General features: G+C 34.6%; 17 protein-coding genes. 13 read left to right on the top strand and 4 right to left on the bottom strand.

What is annotated here, in order from left to right; genetic code table 11:
• Positions 1–51: 51 nt before the first annotated feature.
• Both mgtE and AC6EI0_RS07055 read left to right on the top strand, forming a co-directional pair.
• Positions 52–1,461 carry a magnesium transporter gene (gene mgtE, locus AC6EI0_RS07060; protein WP_498521883.1) on the top strand — a complete coding sequence of 470 codons (1,410 nt, stop codon included), beginning with the start codon at positions 52–54 and terminating at the stop codon, positions 1,459–1,461.
• Between the two features lie 100 nt (positions 1,462–1,561).
• Complete coding sequence (locus AC6EI0_RS07055) at positions 1,562–2,569, top strand: RpoD/SigA family RNA polymerase sigma factor (RefSeq protein ID WP_498521882.1); 1,008 nt, start codon at positions 1,562–1,564, stop codon at positions 2,567–2,569.
• Here AC6EI0_RS07055 and AC6EI0_RS07050 read toward each other — a convergent pair.
• Positions 2,554–3,453: an alpha/beta fold hydrolase gene (locus AC6EI0_RS07050; RefSeq protein ID WP_498521881.1), complete on the bottom strand. Its 900-nt coding sequence runs from the start codon at positions 3,451–3,453 to the stop codon at positions 2,554–2,556. The two genes, AC6EI0_RS07055 and AC6EI0_RS07050, sit on opposite strands and share 16 nt — an antisense overlap.
• 177 nt (positions 3,454–3,630) lie before the next feature.
• Between AC6EI0_RS07050 and AC6EI0_RS07045 the strand changes: the two genes are divergently transcribed.
• The 3 genes from AC6EI0_RS07045 (at position 3,631) to AC6EI0_RS07035 (ending at position 7,074) form a co-directional block, all read left to right on the top strand.
• Positions 3,631–4,176 (top strand): HhH-GPD family protein, encoded by a 546-nt coding sequence (locus AC6EI0_RS07045; protein ID WP_498521880.1) that lies wholly within the window; start codon positions 3,631–3,633, stop codon positions 4,174–4,176.
• A gap of 36 nt (positions 4,177–4,212) precedes the next feature.
• Positions 4,213–5,967, top strand: coding sequence for an AMP-binding protein (locus tag AC6EI0_RS07040; RefSeq protein WP_498521879.1), 1,755 nt, complete (start codon positions 4,213–4,215; stop codon positions 5,965–5,967).
• A 273-nt stretch (positions 5,968–6,240) separates the two neighbouring features.
• Complete coding sequence (locus tag AC6EI0_RS07035) at positions 6,241–7,074, top strand: hypothetical protein (protein ID WP_498521878.1); 834 nt, start codon at positions 6,241–6,243, stop codon at positions 7,072–7,074.
• A gap of 42 nt (positions 7,075–7,116) precedes the next feature.
• Here AC6EI0_RS07035 and AC6EI0_RS07030 read toward each other — a convergent pair whose 3' ends face one another.
• Positions 7,117–7,476 (bottom strand): acyl carrier protein, encoded by a 360-nt coding sequence (locus tag AC6EI0_RS07030; protein ID WP_498521877.1) that lies wholly within the window; start codon positions 7,474–7,476, stop codon positions 7,117–7,119.
• Positions 7,477–7,550: 74 nt separating this feature from the next.
• On the opposite strand from AC6EI0_RS07030, the gene mutT reads away from it, so the two are divergent.
• Together mutT and AC6EI0_RS07020 are read left to right on the top strand one after the other, a co-directional pair.
• Positions 7,551–8,690 carry an 8-oxo-dGTP diphosphatase MutT gene (gene mutT / locus AC6EI0_RS07025; RefSeq protein WP_498521876.1) on the top strand — a complete coding sequence of 380 codons (1,140 nt, stop codon included), beginning with the start codon at positions 7,551–7,553 and terminating at the stop codon, positions 8,688–8,690.
• A gap of 49 nt (positions 8,691–8,739) precedes the next feature.
• Positions 8,740–9,756, top strand: a complete 1,017-nt coding sequence (locus AC6EI0_RS07020) for a carbohydrate kinase family protein (protein ID WP_498521875.1) — start codon at positions 8,740–8,742, stop codon at positions 9,754–9,756.
• Here the strand turns inward: AC6EI0_RS07020 and tsaE are convergent.
• Positions 9,702–10,226, bottom strand: a complete 525-nt coding sequence (gene tsaE, locus AC6EI0_RS07015; protein WP_498521874.1) for a tRNA (adenosine(37)-N6)-threonylcarbamoyltransferase complex ATPase subunit type 1 TsaE — start codon at positions 10,224–10,226, stop codon at positions 9,702–9,704. The two genes, AC6EI0_RS07020 and tsaE, sit on opposite strands and share 55 nt — an antisense overlap.
• 24 nt (positions 10,227–10,250) lie before the next feature.
• Here tsaE and ahcY point away from each other — a divergent pair, with 24 nt between their 5' ends.
• On the top strand, positions 10,251–11,684 hold the full coding sequence (gene ahcY, locus AC6EI0_RS07010; RefSeq protein WP_498521873.1) for an adenosylhomocysteinase: 1,434 nt from the start codon (positions 10,251–10,253) through the stop codon (positions 11,682–11,684).
• Positions 11,685–11,707: 23 nt separating this feature from the next.
• Positions 11,708–12,364: a DedA family protein gene (locus AC6EI0_RS07005; protein WP_498521872.1), complete on the top strand. Its 657-nt coding sequence runs from the start codon at positions 11,708–11,710 to the stop codon at positions 12,362–12,364.
• A 7-nt stretch (positions 12,365–12,371) separates the two neighbouring features.
• Here the strand turns inward: AC6EI0_RS07005 and AC6EI0_RS07000 are convergent, their stop codons facing one another.
• Positions 12,372–12,761: a single-stranded DNA-binding protein gene (locus tag AC6EI0_RS07000; RefSeq protein ID WP_498506227.1), complete on the bottom strand. Its 390-nt coding sequence runs from the start codon at positions 12,759–12,761 to the stop codon at positions 12,372–12,374.
• An 85-nt stretch (positions 12,762–12,846) separates the two neighbouring features.
• Here AC6EI0_RS07000 and AC6EI0_RS06995 point away from each other — a divergent pair, with 85 nt between their 5' ends.
• The 4 genes from AC6EI0_RS06995 (at position 12,847) to rpaB (ending at position 16,067) form a co-directional block, all read left to right on the top strand.
• The gene (locus AC6EI0_RS06995; protein WP_498519981.1) at positions 12,847–13,899 is read left to right on the top strand and encodes a rod shape-determining protein; all 1,053 of its coding nucleotides are present in this window, start codon (positions 12,847–12,849) and stop codon (positions 13,897–13,899) included.
• A gap of 3 nt (positions 13,900–13,902) precedes the next feature.
• On the top strand, positions 13,903–14,646 hold the full coding sequence (mreC, locus tag AC6EI0_RS06990) for a rod shape-determining protein MreC (protein ID WP_498521871.1): 744 nt from the start codon (positions 13,903–13,905) through the stop codon (positions 14,644–14,646).
• Positions 14,646–15,146 carry a hypothetical protein gene (locus AC6EI0_RS06985; protein WP_498521870.1) on the top strand — a complete coding sequence of 167 codons (501 nt, stop codon included), beginning with the start codon at positions 14,646–14,648 and terminating at the stop codon, positions 15,144–15,146. The genes mreC and AC6EI0_RS06985 overlap by 1 nt, the downstream gene beginning before the upstream one ends.
• Positions 15,147–15,326: 180 nt before the next feature.
• On the top strand, positions 15,327–16,067 hold the full coding sequence (gene rpaB, locus AC6EI0_RS06980; RefSeq protein ID WP_498523516.1) for a response regulator transcription factor RpaB: 741 nt from the start codon (positions 15,327–15,329) through the stop codon (positions 16,065–16,067).
• Positions 16,068–16,118 lie beyond the last annotated feature (51 nt).

Here is a 16,118-nt window from a genome sequence, read left to right as displayed (position 1 = left end):
CAACAAAAATGGGAGTTAGCAATAAGATAATAAACGGTTATTGCTCCGAATATGGACGAACAATTAGGGGCATCCACTGAGGCTCAATCTTTAGCGAATGGCAGTTTGGTTGCCGAGGCGGTTGGACAGCAGTTAGAGGCAATGCTTTCCGCAGGTAATTACGATGGTGTTAAATCACTTCTTAGACCTGTACAGCCTGTTGATATAGCTCAGGCTATTGATACATTGCCAATGATTTTACAAGCCTTGGCTTTCAGGTTGTTAAATAAAAACGAGGCGATCGAAGTTTATGAGTATCTGGATCCCTCAGTTCAACAAAATCTTTTAGATCGTCTGAGATCAAATGAGGTACTCGACTTGGTCGAGGAGATGTCACCAGATGATCGTGTACGTCTTTTTGATGAATTGCCAGCAAAAGTTGTTAGACGTCTGCTTGCAGAACTTAGCCCGGAGGAAAGACGAGTAACAGCTCAACTTTTGGGTTATGCATCTGAGACGGCTGGCAGATTGATGACTACAGAATTTATAGATCTTAAAGAATTCCTGAGTGTCTCTCAGGCATTGAAATTGGTTAGACAAAGAGCTACTTTTTCAGAAACAATTTACAGCCTTTATGTCACAGATAAAGAGAGACATTTAACTGGAATCTTATCTTTGCGGGATCTAGTGGTAGCAGATCCTGGATCACTTATTGGGGAAGTTATGACAAGAGAAGTTGTTAATGTCAGAACAGATACTGATCAGGAAGAAGTAGCAAGAGCGATTCAAAGATATGATTTTCTAGCTTTACCGGTTGTCGACCTTGAAAAAAGACTGGTTGGTATTGTCACTGTGGATGACGTGATCGATGTTATTGAACAAGAGGCAACCAGGGATATTTATGCTGCTGGGGCAGTTCAAGCTGGTGATGAAGACGATTACTTCCAAAGCAATTTATTTGTTGTAGCTAGACGTCGAATTGTCTGGCTTGCTGTTTTGGTATTGGCGAATGGGCTAACAACTCAAGTTATTGCTATGAATGACGAGGTTTTAAAACAAGTTGTTCTATTAGCTGCGTTTATTCCCTTATTAATAGGAGCGGGTGGAAATGTTGGGGCTCAAAGCTCAACAGTTGTCATTCGAGGTTTGAGTACTCAACGAATTCAAAGACTTGGTCTATTTCGCGCTATTGCTAGAGAATCAGTTGCTGGAGCTTTGCTTGGAATTTTAATGGCTATTTTTGTTGTGCCTTTTGCTTGGTGGCAAGGAGAAGGACCCTTGGTTGCAACAGCTGTGGGTATAAGTTTAATGGCCATTACAACTCTTGCTGCGACAGCAGGTGCCTCTTTGCCTTTGTTCTTTGATCGTATGGGATTAGATCCTGCATTAATGTCTGCTCCATTCATTACTACCGCTACGGATGTAGCAGGAGTGTTGATATACCTCAAAACAGCTTCCTGGCTTTTAGGAAGACTGGCGTAGATTGCGAATGAGTATTTGTACTCAAAGTGCGGGAAGCCGAGCTATTTTTAATTGATCTTTACAATTCTTAGTAGTAAGCTTCACAAAACTCAACAAATCCATGACAACGGCAGTAGAGGCTCTTAAAACTAATAAAGCAACTGTCGCTCCAGCTTCAAGATCTATATCAGATGTAGATTTAGTGCGTTCTTATTTAAGAGACATTGGAAGAGTTCCTCTGCTCTCTCATGAGCAAGAGATCACATTAGGAAGGCAGGTTCAAGATCTTATGGTTCTTGAAAATCTGGAGACTGAACTTGAGAGTGATCTTGGTGAGAAGCCAGATATTACTTTTTTCGCTGAAAGGGCTGGAATTTCTACTATCCAACTAAAAAAGAAACTTAAAAGCGGGAGAAGAGCAAAAGAAAGAATGGTTGCAGCCAATCTTCGTTTAGTTGTCAGTGTTGCGAAGAAATACACCAAAAGAAATATGGAATTATTGGATTTAATCCAAGAGGGAACAATCGGATTAGTCCGAGGTGTCGAGAAATTTGATCCAGCTCGTGGTTACAAGTTTTCAACTTATGCGTATTGGTGGATTCGTCAAGGTATTACAAGGGCAATAGCAGAGAAAAGCAGATCAATAAGACTACCTATTCACATAACTGAAATGCTTAATAAATTAAAAAAAGGGCAAAGGGAACTCAGCCAAGAACTTTCTAGAACTCCAACATTAAAAGAATTATCTGAGTACGTTGAATTGCCGGAAGAAGACGTTAAAGATCTAATGAGCAAAGCCGGTCAACCTGTCAGTTTGGAAACAAAAATTGGTGACGGAGAAGACACTATTCTATTAGATCTTTTATCTAACGAAATTGATATGCCCTCTGAGCAGATCGAAAATGATTGCATGAAAGGAGATTTAGAAACATTACTTGAGCAATTACCCGAACTACAAAATCGTGTATTGAGAATGCGTTATGGAATGGACGGTGATGATCCAATGAGCTTAACTGGAATTGGAAGGGTATTAGGGATCAGCAGGGATAGAGTAAGAAATTTAGAAAGAGATGGTTTAAGAGGTTTAAGAAAAGCAGGAGAATCAGTTGAAGCTTATATGGCTTCCTGAATTATCCTTTTCAGAATAGGATTAACCTGTTCTGGCATCTCATCATGAGGACAATGCCCAGCTTGAGGAATGATATCTAAACTTTTAATACATTCAAATGTTTCATACCATTTTTGAGCTTCTTCTATAGGTTCCCAAGGGTCTTTTTCTCCCCAGATCAAATGCACTGGATTATCCAATTGCTCAAGTAAATCTGGAGCGAGATAGTCATCAAATAAATTAATAAATCCTCTAAAAGCCTCTGATGCTCCCTCACTTTGTGTTGGTTGAAAAAGCATTTCTATTAACTCTTCATCAATATTACTTTTGCTTGGATAAGCTACTTTTAGAATCTTTTCAATAAAAGATGGATTTGCTGCATTTTTGAAAATGTTGTAACTTAAAATTCTTTGTCTTACTAAAGTTTTAATCACTGGTCGAAGGAGTCGCATCAATAATGATTGTTCGGCTAGGCGTTTATCATCCATTGTTCTCTGAGCGCAATCAATTAAAATTATACTTATGCAATTTTTAGATAATTTTTTTGATGTATTTAATGCAATAACTCCCCCAATAGAATTTCCAATTAATATGACAGGTTTTTTAACAATTTCGTTGCAGAAATCATAAATTTGCTGACTCCAATTATCAAAACAATAATTATAATTTTCTGAGGTTTTCTTTTCATATGAAAGCTGAGACTTTGGTTTATTACTTTCTCCAAAGCCTATTAAATCTAATGCATAGCATGGTGCAATTGAGCTAATGTGTTTTTGATTGAATCTCCAATGATCTTTGCATGCCCCAAAACCATGAATTAATACTATCGCGAATTCGGATTTATTATCTGACTCTTCGACTTGCCAGGCGATGTGATAATCTTTCCATCTCCAGAATTTCTTCATAACTTTAGCGAAGAATATAAATTATTTTTACTTCTAACCAATCCATAGTAAAGTAGCTAATTATTTTTTTAATATAATTCTATGTATTAGGTATTTGAAAAGTATTAATTTGCTTAGATTAATTTCTGAAAATAATGATATTATTGAAAAACATTTTTTAAAATTTAATTTATTTTGATGGGCATCATTGATTCTCCTCAAGATATTCAAAATTCACTTCTTCAATGGTTTAGAGCAAATGGTAGGTACTGGATACCCTGGAAATTAAAGAAAGATGGCTCTATTCCTCAATTAGATGAAAGTATATCCCCTTATGAAATATGGATTGCAGAGGTAATGCTACAGCAAACACAGTTGAAGGTAGTTATTCCTTACTGGGGAAAATGGATGAAAGCTTTTTCTACTTTTACATATTTAGCTGAGGCTGATTTAGAGCATCTTCGTATGATATGGCAAGGTCTTGGCTATTATTCACGCGCTAATCGAATAGATCAATCCTCCAAAATATTAATTGAATTTGTTGGCAAAAGTAGAGATCAAGATCCACATTCTTGGCCTAATGAAATAGACCAGTGGATTAGTCTCCCTTGCATTGGAAGAAGTACTGCAGGTAGTATCACCTCATCTGCATTTGATCTGCCTACACCAATATTGGATGGAAAGTTATTAGCTTTTATCAATATAGAAAATATGAGCTTCTATTTATATTGCCTTTTTGAATAAGATAAATATAATTATATAAATAGATAATTATATTAAATGATTTATAAAATAATTCCACCTAATTCTTGGTCAAAAAAAATAGAAATTAATGAAGAAATTAATATTTACGAAAGACTTATGCAGTTTTATAAAGATACTGAAATAATGTTCAAAATAATAAAGCAAGATGGCGAAATTAAAGCAATTTCAAAGTCTCAATGTAATTTTCTTGCCAATAATTTTGCCGAAAAAATAATTGACACATTTCCATTTGATAATAGATTTGATCAATTAAAAATTATGGCAGTTATTGGTGCATCTGAGGAATCTGCTATATTTATGCTAGCAAGTTTATTGCTAGGTGCTCATCATTGTATTTGCTTTGAAGATTTATCGGAAGATTCAATTTCCAAAAGGTTAAAGATATTTCAACCCCATATAGTAGTTTGTAGAAAAGAAATTAAGAAAAAAATAATAAAAGCACTTTCTCTATTAGGTTGTGGAGAAGTAAAACTTTTGATAATAGATTTAGATAATCAGAATGAAACTTTAAGAAATAATCTTATTAATAAAAAATCATTTTATAATAGTAAATCAAGTCTTTTTACTCTTTTCACCTCGGGCTCAACTGGTGTCCCTAAGGCCATTACCCATGGAGTTAGAGATTATCTGAAATACGCAGAATACACAACAAATAAATTTTTTGGAATTCGTAAGGGATCAGTAATTTTCACAGCGGTTGATGCAGGCTGGATAAATGGCCATACTTATGCTTTTTATGGTCCATTATTGTTAGGCGCGATTACAGTAATTAATGAAAATTCTCTGCTAGTATCAATGCCAAATTTATTGGCTAATTATTTACTCAAATTAAATGTAGATTGTTTTTATACGTCTGTTACCCTTCTTAGATTATTAATGAGTATAGTTCCCTTCGGAAAAACATTGAATGATTTAGCTGGGGTAAATGTAGAGATAGAACGCATAGGATCTTGTGGTGAGCCTTTAGCTCATAGTGTTGGTGAATGGTCAATTAAATTTTTCAAACCTAAGATTCGATCAATTGTAAATACTTATTTTCAAACAGAGACTGGTGGAGTCCTTGTTGCCCCTCTTGCTGAAGATGGGCCACCTTTAGATTATTCTTGTGTAGGAAAGCCTAGTTCTAAATTAGGAATTGTTATTGCTGAATCTATTATGAATAGATCACAATTAGAAGAAGAGGGATTAGATCCTAATGAATTATTAGTTTGCAATAAATGGGATGGCATTTTTAAAGAAGTTATTGCTGACAAAGAAACAAAATATTTTACTAATGATGGATACTTTAGACTTTATGATGTTGGTTATTTTGATGAGCAAGGCAACCTTTTCATAGGAGGTCGTTCTGATGATGTTATAAATGTATCGGGTCATAGAATTGCGACATCTGAAATTGAAAGCGTTTGCCTGTCTCTTAAGAATGTAAAAGAAGCTTGTGCAATTAGTGTTCCAGACACTGTCTCAGGAAGCAGAGTGGTTTTGTATTTTTCGTCCAATTCAGAAGAACCTGATTTAATTAAAAGTTTAAATCAATCAATTAAGAATATAATTAAAGATCAACTAACTAGATATCATCTTCCAAAAGAAGTTCATTATTTTTCTTCTTTACCAAAAACTAAAAGTGGTAAAATAATGAGACGCGTAATGAGGGAATTATATGAAAATGGTTCATTATCTAAATCTCTTGATTACTCTACGTTTGCCAATAAAAATGATTTTATTGCAAGTCAGAAGTTATACTTAGAATCCATAAAAAGGTCTATTATATAACTATTTTTATTTTATCTTTTCATTATTATATTTAAAATATATTTCATGAAAAATAACAATAAGTATTTATTTACTCGATTCAAAATAGACAAAATATCTACTATAGGTAAGATTATTAAATCTTTATTATATTTAATAATCATAAAATTAAACTGTAATTTTTGGAATCCATTTGGTTTTGCTAAAGATGATTTTTTAAATATTATTAAGATTAAACTGTTAGGTTCTAATCATGTTAGAAGAGAAAAATTTTATTATTATCTATGTCTTTATTTGTTTAACATATTCAATAATAAATTCTTTTTTGTAAGAAAGAAAAACAAGTCGATTCTAACTGAGCAACCTTTTTATATATATAAAGTAAAATGTACTACTTTAAATAAGGATATTGATGATTTGATTTTTTGTGGAGATTCGCATGTAGAATTCTTCTCTCGTTCAAATTTAATAACATCTAGAAGAAAGAAATTCAAAAATCGATCTATATGGCTAGGTCCAAAGACAATCATTGGATTTGCTACTGATTTGAAAATACAGAAATCATTAATTAAAATTTTAAAAACTTTAAACAATCAAAATTCTAATAAAAATAGTCTTATAATTTTTTGCTTGGGAAGTATTGATATTAGAACAACAATTGGATACTTGTTGGCAACAAAAAGTATCCTTTCTTATAATCAAAGTATTGATCTGATTTTAAGATCTTATTTATCTCTTAATGATGGATTTTTTAGACAATTAGAGATGTTAAATAATACCAAGGTAGCTTTTTTGTCAATTCCTCCAGTTTCACCTATTCAAGGTATAGATATATTAAATTGTAGTGTTGAGGAAGCAGTAAGATATCAAAAAGATGCTCCATTTTCTATTTTCGGCTCGCCATTACAAAGATCTAGTTGGACTAATATTTTAAATAGTGAAATAAAATCAATAGCGAATGAAAAAGGTTATTTATTTGTTGATAATAGTATTCCATATAAATCAGTTACATATAAAGACACTTATATTATTGATAAGCAATATTCATTTGATGGAACTCATATTCTTCAACCTAATTTTTATGCTGAAACTATTATTAACTGTTGTAATAATAGTTCTATATCTTAATTAAAAATATATTTTATGACTCTATTAGTTTGATTTTTTATTTTATACATTATTTAACAATACTTGCTCTATTAATTCTATCATTTGTCCTATATTTTCCATTTTTGATAATTCTGTTGGATTGAACTTTATATTAAAAGTACTCTCTATTTCTATAATTAGCATTACATGCTTTAGTGAATCCCATCCATAGATATCTTCAGAAGTCATTTCATTTTTTAAAACAATAGATTTATCTTGGAATTTATCTTGGAAAATTAAATTTAATTTGTTTGTTATATCTTCCTTGCTTAACATATTGAATATATAATAAAATTTTATTATATATATAAATTTTTCAATACTATAATTATTAACAATAATTATAGTATTATCTTGTTCCTGCTCACTAAGAAAATTCAATTAGGATTTTAAAGTTCTTTAATGGCAGCCCTATTTATATTCACTAACATAATTTTTGGAATTTAGTTATATAAATGAAAAATATTGATCAAATTAAAGATATTCAAAATTCTTTATTGAAATGGTTTTATGAAAATGGTCGTCATTGGATACCTTGGAAATTAAAGACAGATGGTTCGATTCCTAAATCTGGTGAAATTATATCTCCTTATCGAGTGTGGATTGCAGAGGTAATGCTTCAGCAGACTCAATTAAAGGTTGTTATACCTTTCTGGGAAAAATGGATGAGGGTTTTTCCTTCTTTAGATGATTTAGCAGAGGCTGATTACCAGAATGTTCTTTTGGTATGGCAAGGTCTTGGCTATTACTCACGAGCAAAACGAATACATCAATCGTCAAAAATATTAATTGGATATATTGGACAAAATAGAGTTCAAGAATCGAATTCTTGGCCTGTTGGACTAGATGAATGGATGTCTCTTCCAGGTATAGGAAGAAGTACTGCAGGCAGTATTGTTTCGTCTGCCTTTGACTTGCCTACTCCAATATTGGATGGAAATGTAAAAAGAATTTTGTCAAGATTGCTAGCTCTAGAGAGAAGAACTATTAAAGATGACAGAAAATTATGGAAATCTAGCTCTTTTTTGATTTCAAAACTCAGTCCAAGGAATTTCAATCAAGCTTTGATGGACTTAGGGGCAATGATTTGTACCCCCAAAAAACCAAGTTGTTTTTCTTGCCCACTACAAAATTTTTGTATTGCCCACATAAAGTACGATCCTGATGATTTTCCTAAAAAACTAATGAGCAAAATAAAGCCTCTTCAAGAAATTGGTCTTGGGCTTGTTTTTAATGAAAACGGAGAATTGCTCATAGATCAGCGCTTGGAAAGTTCAAGTATGGGTGGAATGTGGGAATTTCCAGGTGGGAAAAAAACTTCTGATGAATCTATTGAAAAAGCTATCGAGCGCGAATTAAATGAGGAACTTGGTATTGTTGTCAAAGTTGGAGCAAAGTTATTATCGTTTGAACACACCTACACCCACAAAAAACTTTATTTTACTGTTCATTTTTGTGAATGGTTATCAGGAGAGCCTAAACCTTTAGTTAGCCAAAGATTACGTTGGGTTTCCCCTGAAAGACTTTATGAATTTCCTTTCCCTGCAGCTAATGCAAAAATTATTTCTGAATTACAAAAACATTTAGAATTTTAAATTAAAACTTTAAATAATCAATAATAACTTCATTGCTAAAAAGTTAAAAATGCAGGATGAAAGCGTAATTGTTTTTGGTGAAGCTTTGATAGATCGTCTTGGCCCTCTTGGTGGGGACCCTTCCTCTGATTTTCCAGTAAAAGATTGCTTTGGAGGTGCTCCAGCTAATGTTGCATGTGCATTAGGTCGTTTAGGTGCAAATGCATCTTTTCTCGGCTCTCTTGGAAATGATACTTTTGGTGAAAATTTTAAAAAGCTATTGATTGAGAGAGGAATTAATACCTCTGGTTTACAGCGGGATAACCTTCGTTCAACAAGAGTTGTATTGGTTCGTAGAGATCAGTGTGGAGAAAGATTTTTTGAGGGATTTGAGGGGGATAAAGGTTTCGGATTTGCTGATCAAGCCATATCGCGGGAACAAGTTATTTCAGACTGGCCACTGGTTAAAAAAAAGGCGAAATGGTTTGTTGCCGGAACTATTCCTCTGGCTTCAAAAATTTCATCTAATGCTTTTTTATGGTGTATGGAAAAAGCTTTCAATGAAGGAATTAAGATCGCTTTGGATTTGAATTGGCGACCAACTTTTTGGCGAAATAAAGTTTCAACAGTCTTAGAGCCCTCTGTTAAAGAAAAGAATGAAATCATCTCTATTTTAAAAAACGTTTCATTAATTAAACTTGCAAAAGAGGAAGCGGAATGGTTTTTTAATACCTCAAATCCGATTGAAATCTCATTATCTTTGCCTAATAGACCCTCTGTAATTGTTACGGATGGATCCAACCCAGTCTTATGGATCCTTAATAAAAATATTGGACAAACATTTGCGATTGCCCCATCTTCTGTAGTTGATACGACTGGAGCTGGTGATGCATTCACTGCTGGATTAATTTATAAACTCATATCTGTTGAGTTAGATCAAATAAATCAACAAAGAGCGGAAGAAATTGTCCAATTTGCAATTGCATGTGGTTCATATGTATGCAAAGGATTAGGAGCTATAGATGCACAAGGTTATCTGGAAGATATTGATAATTTATTGTCTTCATATCGGGGAGGTATGAGCTGAAAAACCCGAGTTTTATTTTTTGTAGAATATTCAAGTTTTCCTTTCCAAGCATCAGGCATCGGAAGAGATAATCTTTCTGGCCATTCAACAACCATTAATGCACCCAGGGCTTTTGATTCCTCTTCTTCTTGTAAAAAAAATTCGTTTGCCGCATTTTGCTCTTCAATTCTATAAAGATCAAGATGTATTAATGGAGGAGATCCAAAAGGATAATGTTGAGATAAAGGAAAAGTTGGAGAAGTTATGGGCTCTTGAATGTTTAAAGTTTTTGCAATTCCTTTAACTAATGTAGTTTTTCCTGCTCCAAGAGGGCCCTTTAAAAGGAGAATTCGTAGATCTGGAAATTTTTTTGTTAATGTTGAACCTAATGACATTGTTGATTCAGGTTTGTCTAGAGTCCAGCAGAAATTATTGGTTTGCTGAGCAAATGAATTAAAAACCTTGAATTGTTTTTCACTATCTTTTTCCACAATCTCCCATAGAGAGTTTTATTTATGTTCGCAGCAACCAAGTCAAATCTCAACAGTATTGAGAGTAATCCTGATTACGTAGTTAAAGATATAACCCAAGCAGACTTTGGCAGAAAAGAACTTTTGATCGCTGAAACAGAAATGCCAGGTTTAATTGCTCTGAGAAAAAAATATGGATCCGAAAAACCATTAAAAGGGGCTTTCATCGCCGGTAGTCTCCATATGACTATTCAAACAGGAGTTCTTATTGAGACTCTTGTTGAACTTGGTGCAAAAGTTAGATGGGCTTCATGTAATATTTTTTCCACACAAGATCATGCTGCTGCAGCTATTGCAAATTCTGGAGTACCAGTATTTGCTAAGAAGGGTGAAACTCTAGATGAATATTGGGAATACACTCACAAAATTTTTGAATGGAGAGGCGGTGAATCTGCAAATATGATTCTTGACGATGGTGGTGATGCGACTGGATTACTTATTTTGGGGAGCAAGGCAGAAGAAGATATCTCAGTTCTTGATAACCCATCAAATGAAGAGGAAATCGCATTATTTGCATCTATCAAGAAAAAACTCTCTCAAGATCCAAACTTTTATTCAAAAGCTAAATCTTTTATAAAAGGTGTCACTGAGGAAACAACAACTGGGGTAGCTCGTCTTTATCAAATGGAAAAAAGTGGAGAACTTGTTTTCCCAGCGATTAACGTAAATGATTCAGTTACCAAAAGTAAGTTTGACAATCTTTATGGTTGCAGAGAATCATTGGTTGATGGCATTAAAAGAGCTACAGATGTAATGGTGGCTGGCAAGGTGGCCCTTGTTATGGGTTATGGAGATGTTGGCAAAGGTTCTGCTCAGTCACTAAGAGGTTTGGGAGCGACAGTAATGATTTCTGAGATAGATCCTATATGTGCTCTTCAAGCGGCAATGGAGGGTTTCAGAGTAGTTAGATTAGATGAGGTGGTTGAAGAGGTGGATATTTTTGTTACTGCAACTGGAAACTTCCAAGTTATTCGTCATGAGCATTTAATCAGGATGAAAAACGAATCGATAGTTTGTAACATTGGCCATTTTGATAATGAAATAGAAGTTTCCTCTTTAAAGTCTTATGAATGGGAAAATATTAAACCTCAGGTTGATCACATAACTCTGCCAAGTGGTAATAAAATTATTCTTTTAGCAGAGGGAAGATTAGTAAACCTTGGATGTGCTACCGGTCATCCAAGTTTTGTTATGAGCAATTCTTTTACTAATCAAGTTTTAGCCCAAATTGAATTATTCAAATACGGAGTTAAATATTTGAATAAAGTTTATGTTTTGCCAAAACATTTAGATGAAATGGTCGCTATTCTTCATTTAGATAAGATAGGAGCAAAGTTAACTAAGTTAACCCAAGAACAGGCTGATTACATTAATGTTCCAATTGCAGGTCCCTATAAGACAGATCAATATCGGTATTAATTTATTTCAATAATTAAAACTAAATGGAAATATCAGAATTTATATCTTCGTTACCAGTATTGATAGGAAATGCGGTTGAGACTAACCAGTTAATTGGTTATGGAGCAATCCTAGTAGCAATGTTTTTGGAAAATCTAATACCTCCAATTCCTTCGGAATTAATAATGCCCCTTGGCGGCTTTTATGTGGCTCAAGGTCAATTGGATTTTATTCCAGTTGTTTTAGCAGGTTTAATTGGAACCGTAATAGGGGCTTTGCCTTGGTATGGAATTGGCAAATTAGTTAATGAAGAAAGAATTGAGAAATGGCTGGAGAAAAATGGACGTTGGATTGGTATTAATTCCCAAGATCTTGCGCGAAGTCGAAAATGGTTTAACAAATATGGCGTATCTCTAGTTTTCTGGGGAAGATTAGTACCTGGAATTAGGACTTTGATTTCGGTCCCTGCGGGAGTCGAGTTAATGCCCATTACTCCCTTTCTGATTTGGACGACAGCTGGGAGCTTAATCTGGACATTATTTTTAACAATTACAGGATTTTATTTAGGAGATAATTATGCAAATATTCAAAAATGGATCAGTCCTTTTTCAAGTATTTTTAAGACAATTATTCTCTTATCTATTTCAATTGCAATAATAATTTTAATTTATAAAACTCTTCGCAAACTAATTATGAATTAAATATATTTTAAAATGGAATTTCATCATTACTTGGCTGTTGATTAAAAGAATTGTTGTTTTGAAAATTACTATTTTCTGAATCTCTTTTTGATCCTAATAATTCAAGACGATCAACTCTTACGACTGGCTTGTTTCTATCTTCTCCAGTATTACGATCTTTCCAACTATCCAATTTGAAGCTACCAGTTACGCCTATTAAAGAGCCTTTTTTTACGTAATCGGCTGCGACTTGCGCTTGTTTTCCCCAGATTTCAAGATTAAACCAATCTGGTTCATCCTCTCGACTTCGTCGGTTTACAGCCATAGTAAGGTTTGCTACTACTGTTCCAGATTCAAAATATCTTACTTCAGGATCTCTGCCTGCTCTGCCAACAAGAGTGACTGAATTTATTCCCATTTTTGCCTCTGATGCTTATTGGTTTTTAAATAATATATTTATCTTAGTTCAACTCTCTTTATGATTGCTCAAATGATTGAAATCCGTGTTTTTTAACCGTTTCAAATTCTCCCGTGATATTGGGATCGATTTAGGTACAGCCAATACCTTGATTTATGTTTCTGGTAAAGGAATTGTTTTACAGGAACCTTCCGTTGTAGCTATGGATTTGGAGGAAGGGGTCCCTTTGGCCGTAGGAGATGATGCGAAATTAATGTTAGGGCGAACACCTGGGAATATTCGCGCTGTTAGGCCATTACGTGATGGTGTGATAGCGGATTTTGATGCAGCGGAGCAAATGCTTAAGACTTTTATTCAAAAGTGTAATGAGGGGCGCGGAATTATTGCACCTCGACTAGTTGTTGGTATTCCGAGTGGAGTAACTGGGGTAGAGAGGAGAGCAGTTCGTGAAGCTGGTCTTGCTGGAGCAAGAGAGGTGCATTTGATTGATGAGCCTGTTGCTGCTGCAATAGGAGCTTCTTTGCCAGTCACAGAGCCAATTGGAACAATGATTGTTGATATAGGAGGAGGAACTACTGAAGTAGCTGTTTTAAGTCTTGGTGGAACAGTTTTAAGTGAATCTGTGAGAGTTGCTGGTGATGAGATTAATGATGCTATCGCTACTTATTTAAAGAAGATACACAATTTAGTAGTCGGTGAGAGAACTGCTGAAGAGATAAAAATTAAAATTGGATCAGCTTTTCCATCTAATGAATTTGATTTGCAATCGATAGATGTAAGGGGGTTACATTTACTATCAGGTCTGCCTCGTTCAATTAATTTGAAAGCTGGTGATTTAAGAGAAGCAATGTCAGAGCCTTTGAATAAGATTGTTGATGCTGTAAAAAGAACTCTAGAGAGGACTCCACCCGAGCTGGCTGCAGACATTGTTGATAGGGGGATAATGCTTGCAGGAGGGGGTGCATTAGTAAGAGGAATTAGTGATCTTTTAAGCCATGAAACAGGAATTTTCACTCACGTAGCCGAGGACCCATTGTTGTGCGTTGTAAATGGATGTGGTTTGGTTTTAGATGATTTTAAATCAATGCGAAGAGTTTTAGATACACCCGATTTCGCTAGAAACGTAATTAGAGATTGAACAATGATTAAAGCCCGAGGGAATATTGGGTTTCATTTGCTTTTGAAAAGTAGGTTTTGGGTAATATTTTTGTTTGTAGCTTTATTGTTTGCTATTCGTTGGACAAAGGGAGCAGGATTTTTAGACTTTTACTCTATTTTACTCAAACCAATACTCCCTGGCACTGCTCAAAGAGAATGGATTAAGGAAGGAGAAAATATTGAAAGAAGTATGCGATTAAAATTGCTTGAAAAGGATAATATTCGTTTAAGAAGAGCTCTTGCTTTAAAAGAGCTGAATAGTGACAAAAGAATTTCGGCAGCTGTCATATCGCGATCCTCTAGAAATTGGTGGCAACTGTTAGAAATTAATAAGGGCGCACAAGATGGAATCTTGAAAGGGCAAACAGTGATAGGACCAGGTGGCTTGATTGGTCTTGTTGATAGCACAACTCCACTCACTTCAAGAGTAAGACTGTTGACTGATCCTGGTCATCAAGTAGGAGCTTGGATTGATCGAACTAAGCATCATGGAATTTTGACTGGGATGGGTACAAATAGACCAAAGCTTATTTTCTTTAATAAAAATCCTTTAGTTAAGATTGGAGATGTTGTAACTTCATCACCAGCAAGTACTAAATTACCGCCAAATTTAACAATAGGAATTGTTCAATTTGTTAACGAGAAAGCATTGCCTTCTCCATATGCGATAGTTCAATTAACTGCATCACCTGAGGCGATAGATTGGGTTCAAATTCTAAAAAAATAATGGCTAAAAATAATAAGAAATTATTGATCTTTTTTGCAATAATCTGTTTACCAGCTTTTTTAATTATTTCTCCTGATTGGCTTACTGTTAATGGAATAAAACCATGCTGGCCTGTAATTTTATTGTTGCCATTTTCACTAAAGAATTGTCGATGGAGGTCAGTTATAGCTGCTATCTTATTGGGAATTTTTCTAGATTCTTTTACAATTAGTGATGCTTCTTATATTCCATCTTTATTCCTTTTGTCTTTAGTTTGGAGTCAATATGGATTGCATAATAAAAAAATCGAATCCTTTTTAAATATTGGTTTGATGGCTATCTTTGGAACCGCCTTAGTTGGCCTTTCTATTTGGGCTCAAAAACTTTTCATATATAGCTCTCTAAGAAATAACTGGTTTCATTCTTGGTCAATTTATATATTAATTTCTGAGGCTATCATCACTGGATTAGTTGCCCCGTTTTTTTCTTCATGGCTTCTTCTTGCTTATAAAAAAAACTAATTTCAAAAATTTTAAATCTTTTAAATTAGAATAAATAATTATTTATTAGAGGGGAGTCTGTCTTTTAAATTAGTCAAAGGGCTTTGAATACCTGACTTGAAGATGATATCTTCTTATAACAAGAAGCCATTTTCGACACAAAATTTCGATGGTCCTGTCACTACGGCAACAGCTAATCTTATGACCTGTATTTTGGTTGTAGATGATGAACCAGCAGTATTGAAAGTCTTGGTCACAAGGCTAAATCTTGCTGGATACCAGGTTTTATCTGCACAAGATGGAGAGCAAGCACTCGAGGTTTTTCATAAAGAAGCACCAGACCTAGTGGTTCTTGATGTCATGCTCCCCAAGATGGATGGTTTTGCAGTGTGTCGAAGAATTAGAGCAGAGTCTTGTGTCCCAATAATATTTTTGACAGCTCTTGAAGCGATTTCTGAAAGAGTTGCTGGTTTGGATTTAGGCGCTGATGATTATCTGGCTAAGCCATTTAGCCCAAAAGAGTTGGAGGCAAGAATTGCGACGATACTGAGAAGAGTTGGACCAGCTCCTACAGTAGATGAGCCTCGAGAGGTTCCTTCAGGACAAGGAGTAATGAAACTTGGTGATCTTGTTGTAGACACCAATAGAAGGCAAGTCAGCAGAGGCGGAGCAAGAATAGGTCTCACATATACAGAATTCAGTTTACTGGAATTATTATTCCGTGAACCTGGCCGTGTTGTCCCTAGAGCCGAGATTTTGGAACAGCTTTGGGGTTACCCTCCCCGACGAGCGGCTGATTTAAGAGTTGTAGATGTATACGTAGCTCGTTTGAGGGGCAAACTTGAACCAGATCCAAGAAACCCTGAATTGATTTTAACTGTAAGAGGTATTGGCTACGCTTCGCAAAGAATGGGAGAATTTCCAACTGCTATTGCAAGTTAGACATTCATAGCTCAATATTGATAGGTTTTGCATTTATCCCGTTCTTTTCTG

Source organism: Prochlorococcus sp. G5PB11, from assembly GCF_059772425.1.
This window is presented reverse-complemented; position numbering and strand designations above follow the sequence as displayed.

Bases quoted from the DNA above. Each gene is read 5' to 3' on its own strand.
- mgtE (WP_498521883.1), top strand. From the start codon at position 52: ATGGACGAACAATTAGGGGCATCCACTGAGGCTCAATCTTTAGCGAAT.
- AC6EI0_RS07045 (WP_498521880.1), top strand. From the start codon at position 3,631: ATGGGCATCATTGATTCTCCTCAAGATATTCAAAATTCACTTCTTCAA.
- AC6EI0_RS07040 (WP_498521879.1), top strand. From the start codon at position 4,213: ATGATTTATAAAATAATTCCACCTAATTCTTGGTCAAAAAAAATAGAA.
- AC6EI0_RS07055 (WP_498521882.1), top strand. From the start codon at position 1,562: ATGACAACGGCAGTAGAGGCTCTTAAAACTAATAAAGCAACTGTCGCT.
- AC6EI0_RS07005 (WP_498521872.1), top strand. From the start codon at position 11,708: ATGGAAATATCAGAATTTATATCTTCGTTACCAGTATTGATAGGAAAT.
- mutT (WP_498521876.1), top strand. From the start codon at position 7,551: ATGAAAAATATTGATCAAATTAAAGATATTCAAAATTCTTTATTGAAA.
- AC6EI0_RS07000 (WP_498506227.1), bottom strand. From the start codon at position 12,761: ATGGGAATAAATTCAGTCACTCTTGTTGGCAGAGCAGGCAGAGATCCT.
- AC6EI0_RS07050 (WP_498521881.1), bottom strand. From the start codon at position 3,453: ATGAAGAAATTCTGGAGATGGAAAGATTATCACATCGCCTGGCAAGTC.
- rpaB (WP_498523516.1), top strand. From the start codon at position 15,327: ATGACCTGTATTTTGGTTGTAGATGATGAACCAGCAGTATTGAAAGTC.
- mreC (WP_498521871.1), top strand. From the start codon at position 13,903: ATGATTAAAGCCCGAGGGAATATTGGGTTTCATTTGCTTTTGAAAAGT.
- AC6EI0_RS06985 (WP_498521870.1), top strand. From the start codon at position 14,646: ATGGCTAAAAATAATAAGAAATTATTGATCTTTTTTGCAATAATCTGT.
- AC6EI0_RS07020 (WP_498521875.1), top strand. From the start codon at position 8,740: ATGCAGGATGAAAGCGTAATTGTTTTTGGTGAAGCTTTGATAGATCGT.
- ahcY (WP_498521873.1), top strand. From the start codon at position 10,251: ATGTTCGCAGCAACCAAGTCAAATCTCAACAGTATTGAGAGTAATCCT.